Origin of the sequence: Nocardia barduliensis, from assembly GCF_013315795.1 — a bacterium.
GTDB classification, from domain to species: Bacteria; Actinomycetota; Actinomycetes; order Mycobacteriales; family Mycobacteriaceae; genus Nocardia; species Nocardia barduliensis.
In genome coordinates this window covers 1-7,225 of sequence record NZ_JABLTE010000200.1, presented here as the reverse complement: position 1 = coordinate 7,225, position 7,225 = coordinate 1, and the positions used below count along the sequence as shown (strand labels likewise).

At 70.0% G+C, this 7,225-nt stretch carries 6 protein-coding genes; 4 read left to right on the top strand and 2 right to left on the bottom strand.

What is annotated here, in order from left to right; genetic code table 11:
- The coding region (locus HOV91_RS38045) for a WXG100-like domain-containing protein (RefSeq protein WP_174190041.1) at window positions 1–1,703 on the bottom strand (1,703 nt) is incomplete at its 3' end.
- Window positions 1,704–1,939: 236 nt separating this feature from the next.
- Between HOV91_RS38045 and HOV91_RS38040 the strand changes: the two genes are divergently transcribed.
- The 3 genes from HOV91_RS38040 to HOV91_RS38030 all read left to right on the top strand — a co-directional run bounded on the left by HOV91_RS38040 (window position 1,940) and on the right by HOV91_RS38030 (window position 5,365).
- Window positions 1,940–3,043, top strand: a complete 1,104-nt coding sequence (locus tag HOV91_RS38040) for a hypothetical protein (protein ID WP_174190040.1) — start codon at window positions 1,940–1,942, stop codon at window positions 3,041–3,043.
- Between the two features lie 154 nt (window positions 3,044–3,197).
- The gene (locus tag HOV91_RS40975) at window positions 3,198–4,136 is read left to right on the top strand and encodes a GlxA family transcriptional regulator (RefSeq protein ID WP_217441585.1); all 939 of its coding nucleotides are present in this window, start codon (window positions 3,198–3,200) and stop codon (window positions 4,134–4,136) included.
- Window positions 4,133–5,365 (top strand): DJ-1/PfpI family protein, encoded by a 1,233-nt coding sequence (locus HOV91_RS38030; protein WP_174190039.1) that lies wholly within the window; start codon window positions 4,133–4,135, stop codon window positions 5,363–5,365. The genes HOV91_RS40975 and HOV91_RS38030 overlap by 4 nt, the downstream gene beginning before the upstream one ends.
- Before the next feature lie 17 nt (window positions 5,366–5,382).
- Here the strand turns inward: HOV91_RS38030 and bla are convergent, their stop codons facing one another.
- Complete coding sequence (bla, locus tag HOV91_RS38025; RefSeq protein ID WP_174190042.1) at window positions 5,383–6,279, bottom strand: class A beta-lactamase; 897 nt, start codon at window positions 6,277–6,279, stop codon at window positions 5,383–5,385.
- A gap of 405 nt (window positions 6,280–6,684) precedes the next feature.
- Here bla and HOV91_RS38020 point away from each other — a divergent pair, with 405 nt between their 5' ends.
- Window positions 6,685–7,173 carry a hypothetical protein gene (locus tag HOV91_RS38020; RefSeq protein ID WP_174190038.1) on the top strand — a complete coding sequence of 163 codons (489 nt, stop codon included), beginning with the start codon at window positions 6,685–6,687 and terminating at the stop codon, window positions 7,171–7,173.
- Window positions 7,174–7,225 lie beyond the last annotated feature (52 nt).

The window sequence follows — 7,225 nt, the reverse complement described above, 5'->3', positions numbered from 1 at the left end:
GCGGGAAACCCCGATCCCGTGTCGCCGGGCGGCCGACCCCCGTTCGAGCCCCAGCCGTCCACCGACGACTCCCATGAGGTGGGTGGCCGACCGGTGAAATGACCGGACTGACCCGAGCCGGTACTCGCGGTCGACCCCGTGGACGAGGAGGAGCCCGAGAACGGGCTCGCGGCATCGTGATACACCGTCTGGCCCGATCCCGTGCCGACGCTGTCGGGCGTGGCGGGCCGGGAGGACTGCCCACCGCCGCTGTAACCGCTGGCGGCATCGTGATACACCGTCTGGCCCGATCCCGTACTGACGCTGTCGGGCGTGGCGGGCCGGGAGGACTGCCCGCCTCCGCTGTAACCGCTGGCGGCATCGTGATACACGGTGTGGCCGGAGGTGCTGCCGGACGACGAAACGTCGTCGCCGCGGCCCGAGTGGATCGACGCGGCGCTGCCGACCGCGACCTCGGAGGCCGGGCGCGAGCCGCCGAGCGGAGCGCCGGAGGTGGAGCCCGCGGGGTGCGGTTGGGTGCCGGTAGAACCGGCGAGCAGGGACGGTGCAGGCGAGGAGCGTCCGGAGGGCACGCCCGCCGACGCGCCGGTGGCCGACCCCTGCCTGCTGCCGCCCGTGCCGGTGGACGATCCGTCCGGCTGGCGTCCGGTGTTGCCGGTCGACGGCTTCGGCATCCACACGTAGGAGCGAATGTCCCCGCGCCCCGGCGGAATCGGGGTCCCCAGGGCGAATCCGCCTCGCGCGCCGCCGACCGCGCCGCCGCGCGCGATGCCGCCGACCCAGCCCGCGCCGGACGCGAACGACGACCAGTCACCGGTGACCGCGCCCGCCGCCACGTTTCCGAACGCGGTGCCGACGGCGCCGGACGCGCCACCGATCACGACACCGCGGCCCACCCGGCCGAACACGTTGTCCAGGTTCTTGCCCGCGACCTTGTCGATGCCCTTCCCGAGATACCGGCCGAACTCGCGGCCGGGGATCACCCCGGCGACACCGGCGAGGATGGACAGTCCGAACTCGCCGCCGTTGAAGTGGCGCCGCTTGCCCGCCGCGAGCTGGCCGACCTGCACCGCGCCGTTGATCGTCCCGGTGATGGCGGCGGCCTCGATCGCCCGCGCGCCGTAGACGCCGTACCCCTTTGCCGTGGGCAGCACCGGCCGCAGCTGCACCGCGCGGGTCCAGAAGTGCCGCTGGACCGTGGGGGCGCCGAGCCGGGCGGCGATATTCGTGATGATCTTCTGGACGAAGTCCTCGAACACCTTGAGGAACGACCGGGTCGTGGTGATCGCGGCGGCCTCCACCGCGGGCGCCGTCGGCGGGAACAGCCATGCCCAGAGAATTTCGAGCGCGAGCCAGGCCAGGGTCACGATGACGGTGATCTTGGTCGCCTGGATCTCGGTGCCCATGTCGAACGCGCTGTCGCCGACCGTGCTCATCAGCTTCGCGAGCGCCTCCAGGGACTGGTCCCCGGTGCGCAGGACGTCGTAGCGGGCACCCATCGCCGCGCCGCCTTCGCCTTGCGGATACGCCGACACCGTGGCGCTTTTCGCCTCATCGATGCCTGCGAGCAGCGCCTCCAGTTCTTTGCTCGCCGTCTTCCACGCCTCCGAGGCCGCCCAGGCGGCGTCCTCGTCGCCCTTCGGCCAGGTCGTTCCCGCCACCCAGGCCAGCCACTGCAACCCTTCGGGCATATAGATGGTCACCGCTGCTCCGCGGTGGCCCCGAAGCGCCCTCTCGGATGGCTCCCCACAGCTCGCTCCCTCGGCGGTCGACGTCATCGGATTACACCGCAACAAGTTGAACCTTCATCGACACGCAAGCGAATTCTGCTCGCGCGCAGCGCGGATCGATCAGCCGGAGACGAAATCCCGTTTTCGGCAACCCCGTTCGTTCTCCGCCGGGTGGTAGCCTCGCGCCGCGAACGAGGAGGTGTCACGTCGTGACCGCAGCCGAGCAGCCGCCCGAGGGCGGACACCCGCCGGATGAGGCGAGCCGCCGGATCGCCGAGCTGCTGACCGGGCTCGGGCCGCAGGGCAGTCACGAGATCCACGCGGTCTTCGTGCTGACGACCGCCGCCGAGCTGTCCTCGATCGTCGCTACCGACGAGCAGGGTCGTCCGGTCCAGATTTTGCCGCCGGAGGAAGTCCTCGCGCTGGTCCGCAGGCATCGGGAGGCGTCGGCCGCGCTGCCCGAGGGGCCCTGGTGGCGGTACCTGCTCGTGGTCTCGGCGTCCGGCGCGGTGCGTACCGACTACGACTTCGGCGACGAACCGTTCCCCGAGGAGCACCTCTTCCCGCCCGAGATCTATCGCGCGGATCTCGAGGCGTTCCCGCGAAACCGGTTACCGGTGTGGCTCGCCGCCCACATCGGGCACGCCGACCGGCAGTCGCGACCCGCCGAGACGGCGGCGCGGGCGGAGCCGGGCGCGGCCGTGGTGGAGGACGGTCTGCCCGCCCTGCCGTTGCTGGTGGCGCGCTGGGCGGTGCTGTCCGCGGCGTTCGTGGCGGTCGGCTCCCCGCTGGGTCCGCGGGTGCTGCCCGCACTCGGCTTGTTCGAAGGGGCCGAGCGCAGCGGGTCCTCGCTCTGGATCGTGCCCGGCGACCGGGCCGTCCTGTCCGGCGGCGTGTGGAACGATCCCGTCCTCGACGCGGTCTACAACGCCGGTGCGCCGATGCCGGATCTCTACGCGGGTGCACCCGCATGGGTGGCAAATCCGCTGCTGAACCCGCGCGCGGGCGTCGGCCTGCTGTCCTTCTGCTACTGGTGGGAGCGCGGCCGGTGGTACCGAGGGGCGGCACCGGCCGCCGCCGACGTCGCCCCGGCTGTCCCCGCTGTGTGGAGCGGGGACAGCGCAGCCGCCATCGTGGCCGCGCTGATCGAGGACGAACCGGGCGCCTCGGTCCGCGAGGCGGCGCTCGGCCTGGTGCACGCCGCCGAACGCGGGACGATCGAACGCGCGACGCTCACCGAGGTTTTCGGCGCGGGTGAGATCGATGACGCCTACCTCCAGCTGACTATGGCGGGCGTGGCGTCAGGCGAATGATCGACGGGCTTGCGGCCGCACCGCCGAGCTGTCGTATGGCCACGAGACTCCCGCCGAGACCACGGGTTCTGGGACCGGAAAGGTGACCGGATCTGTCCGCCGGTCGGCCGTCGCGGCCCTCGTCGTCGCGGTTCGCCGGACTTAGGTTGGGCGGGTGAGTCCAGCACGCAGAGTGATCGTTCTCGTCCTGCCCGAGGTGAATCTGCTCGATCTCGCCGGGCCGGTACAGGTCTTCGATGCCGCGACAGCGCTCGGGGGCGAGTACCGCATCGAGCACGTCGCGATCGATTCGCGGGTGCGATCCGCCCAGGGCCTGGTCTTGTCGGAGCTCGCGCCGTTACCGGATACCGCGCCGGGAGATCTTATCCTCGTTCCAGGACCTCGCCTGCGCAGTGACCGCCCGCCGGTGGCGCGCTCGGTGATCGACTGGCTGCGGACGCAGGCGGAGGTCGGCGCGCGGTTCGCGTCGGTGTGCAGCGGTGCGGTGGCACTGGGTGAGGCGGGACTGCTGGAGGGGCGGCGGTGCACGACTCATTGGGAACTGCTCGAGGCGATGCGGACGCGCTATCCCACGGCGCTGGTCGCGGATTCGGTGCTCTACGTCCACGACGGACCGGTGAGCACCAGCGCGGGAATCGCTTCTGGGATCGACCTGGCGTTGTCCCTGGTCGAACGCGACCACGGCGCCGTGCTGGCCGCGGCCGTGGCGCGCCAACTGGTCGTCTATCTTCGACGGGACGGCCGCCAAGCCCAGCTCAGTCCTTTCCTGCGGGATCGGGCGCACCTGAACGAGGCGGTGCACCGCGTGCAGGATCATCTGGCCCAGCACCTCGACGCCCGCCCGACCCTCGCCGAACTCGCTGCCATCGCGCACCTCTCACCGAGAGGGCTGAGTCGCGCGTTCAAGAACGCGATCGGGGTCACGCCGCAGGAATACCGGCAGCGGCTGCGCCTGGAACTCGCCGCGAACCTGCTCGAACAGACGGATCTGACGGTGCAAGCCGTCGCCGCACGCTGCGGGTTCGGTGATGCCCGGCACCTGCGCCGGTTGTACGCGGCCCGCTTCGGCACGACTCCGGCGGCGCGGCGATGAGGGGACTGACAACGATGCTCGGAATACTGCTCGCCGCCGCGACATTCGCGGGAACCTGCGCTGTCGGCGTGGGTATCTCGATGTCCCGGAACTACCACACCGTCCACGGGCAGGTCCCACCGCCGCGCCCGCTGCCGGAGGGCCGGATGGACGTGGCGGTGGTGCTGGGGCACCGTGGTTCCGTCGCGGCCGACGCGCTCGCGCCGTTCGAGGTCTTCGCGCGGTCGGCCGGTTTCTCCGTGTTCACCGTGGCGCAGCGGCGAACGCCGGTCGCGCTGTCCGGCGGGCTCACGATCGTGCCCGATCGGACCTTCGACGACGCGCCGGCCGCCGATGTCGTCGTGGTGCCCGCCGTCGCCGATCCGGAGGAACCCGCGGCGCGCCGCTACATCGCGCACCGATCGGGTCAGGGCGCGCTGGTGTTGAGCGTCTGCGCGGGCGCGAAACTGGCTGCCGCCAGCGGCGTACTGCGCGGTCACACCGCGACCTCGTTCTGGGACTCCATCGACGGTCTCTCCGCCGCGCATCCCGACACTCGCTGGGTCGAGGGAAAACGCTATGTCGAGGACGCCGACATCATCAGCACCGCCGGTGTCGTCTCCGGTGTGGTCGGCGCTCTGCGGGTTGTCGAACGGCTGGTGGGCCGCCAGGAGGCTGCTCGAATCGGCGCCGAGGTCGCCTTTCCCGGCTGGACGCCGGAGGCGACGACAGACATCCCGGCACACAGCAGGCGCCCGGCCGATCTGCCGTACGCCCTGAATGCGGCGTTCCCGTACTTCCAACCACAGATCGGTGTCCGGCTATTCGACGGTGTCGGCGAACTGGAACTCGCGGCGGTGGTCGAGGTCTACGCGGGCAGTTCCTTCGCCACGCGCATCACACCGGTGGCCGACGCGCCCCGCGTCACTTCCCGGCACGGCCTCACCTTCTTCACTCACACTGTCGCGCGGGTCGATCGGGAGATCCGGCCCGGCGTTAACCACCGCCCGAACGAGTTCCCGTTCGACCCACTGCTGCGGGACCTCGCCGCGCATACCGATCGCGCCACCGCGAGGGTCGCCGCGAAATTCACCGAGTACCCGGACCAGCACCTACGACTCGACGGCCCCGTGTGGCCCTGGCGGGCAACGGCCCTGGCCGTCGTGGCGGTGGCGATGTCGATCGCCGTGGGATTCGCTCCCACGGTGCTGCGCACCGTCACGGCCCGTCGACGATCGAGGCAGCCGTAGTGACGGAAGGCGTGCCTTCAGGTGAGTTCGGCTACCACGTATTCGGCGGCTCGGGCGAGGAGAGTCTGGTCGTATGCGGCGTCCGCGGTGGCTTTGCTGGACATGATCGCGATGACGAGAGGCGCGGAGTCCGGGGGCCACACGACGGCTATGTCGTTGAGGGTGCCGTAGTCACCGGTTCCCGTCTTGTCGGCTACTCTCCATCCCTGCGGTACGCCCGCTCGGATGCGCTGTGCGCCCGCCGAGGTCGCGTTGCGTTCCAAGAGGTCACGGAGAAATGCGCGCTTGTCGGCGGGTAGTGCGTCGCCGAGCACGATCTGCTGGTGAATGGTGCCGAACGCTCGCGGGGAAGTCGTGTCGCGGGGGTCTCCCGGTGTGGCTTCCGTGATCGCGGGTTCGATGCGGTCCATACGAGTGACCATGTCGCCGAGGCCGCGTGCGTATTCCGTCAGCTGGGCGGGTCCGCCGATATCTCGGAGCAGGAGATTGCCCGCCGTGCCGTCGCTGTAACGGACCGCGGCGTCACAGAGCTGGCGGATCGTCATCCCCGTGGCCACATGCTGTGGCGTGATCGAGGCGTTCTTCAGCAGATCGTTTTCGGTGTACGTGACGACCGCGTCCAGGTGGGTCAGCGGATTACGGTGCAGCACGGCCGCCGCCGCCAGCGTCTTGAACGTCGAGCAGAACGCGAATCGTTCGTCCGCCCGATGAGCGATGGTGGCGCCGGTGCCGGTCGCGAGGGCATACACACCCAACCGCGCGTCGAATTCCCGTTCCAGCTCGATGAGGCGATCGTGAGGGTCGTCGGTCCGAACCACAGGGACGGCAGGGGTGGTCTCCGCCGCGCATCCGGCCAAGGGGAGGAGCATGGCCGCTGCGAGAAGATCGCGGCGACTGACGATCGGCGGTGACATACTTCGGCCTTCCTTCCGCACGGCGACTGTTGACGACGATAGCGGCCGCCGCGGGGCGTCCCCGACCAGGTCGAGGCCGAGAGTTTTCACGAAGAAGTCGATGGCGGGGTCATATTCCACGACCACGAGGGCGATCAGTTCCGAGCGCACTCGACGAGGCTGGAAGCCGGAGGGGTGTCGGGGAGGCTGACTGCTTAACCTCGCCCGACATCATGAGCACTACCGCTGACGCGGGCAGCGAAACAGGTTGCTGATCATCAGTGGTGAAAGCGGTTCGACACAGCGGGTTTTCACTTCTCGCGTACCCGCTGGTCGCTACCGCTCGCTTCGGAGGATCGGCTGGTCGTGGGCCAACTTGGAGCGAACCGTCGTCTGTGTCGGTGCGGGGAATTAGAGTTATCGGCTATGGGAGGCAGGCATCGGAAAGATCGGGTGTGGAGCGGCGCGGACTCCGCCGCGGTCGCTGGTGTCACGGTCGCGGCGCACGGCGATCCGGAAAACCGGATCGCTCGTGCGGGATTCGCTGCCCGTGCGCTGGCTGCGCAGCCGGAGGTTCCCGGATGGATCCTCTGGGTGTACGAGCATGCCGGTGAGCAACTGGCGCGGCTGGAGTATCAGATGCACTATCCCCTCGACTACGGCGGCCCGGACGGTCGCACGAGCGAGGAGTGGTTGATCACCCAGCGGGCGTATGGGGCGGAGTGTTCCGCTCGGGCGGTCGAGCGCGCTCGCCGCTTCCACGCCGACAGCCCCGGCATCGTCTACGCCCACGGTCCGGCGCTACCCGACGACGAGGAGTTCTTCGACGCCTTGGATTCCGGGCGGGAATGGACCGGGCACTGGTATTCCCGTGACGCGGTCGAAGCGTGGGGACTGGTCGGGGTACCGGCCTGATCAGCTGATCGGGCTTACTCCGGTCGCGCGTTCCCGCACAAGCCCCCTCGGG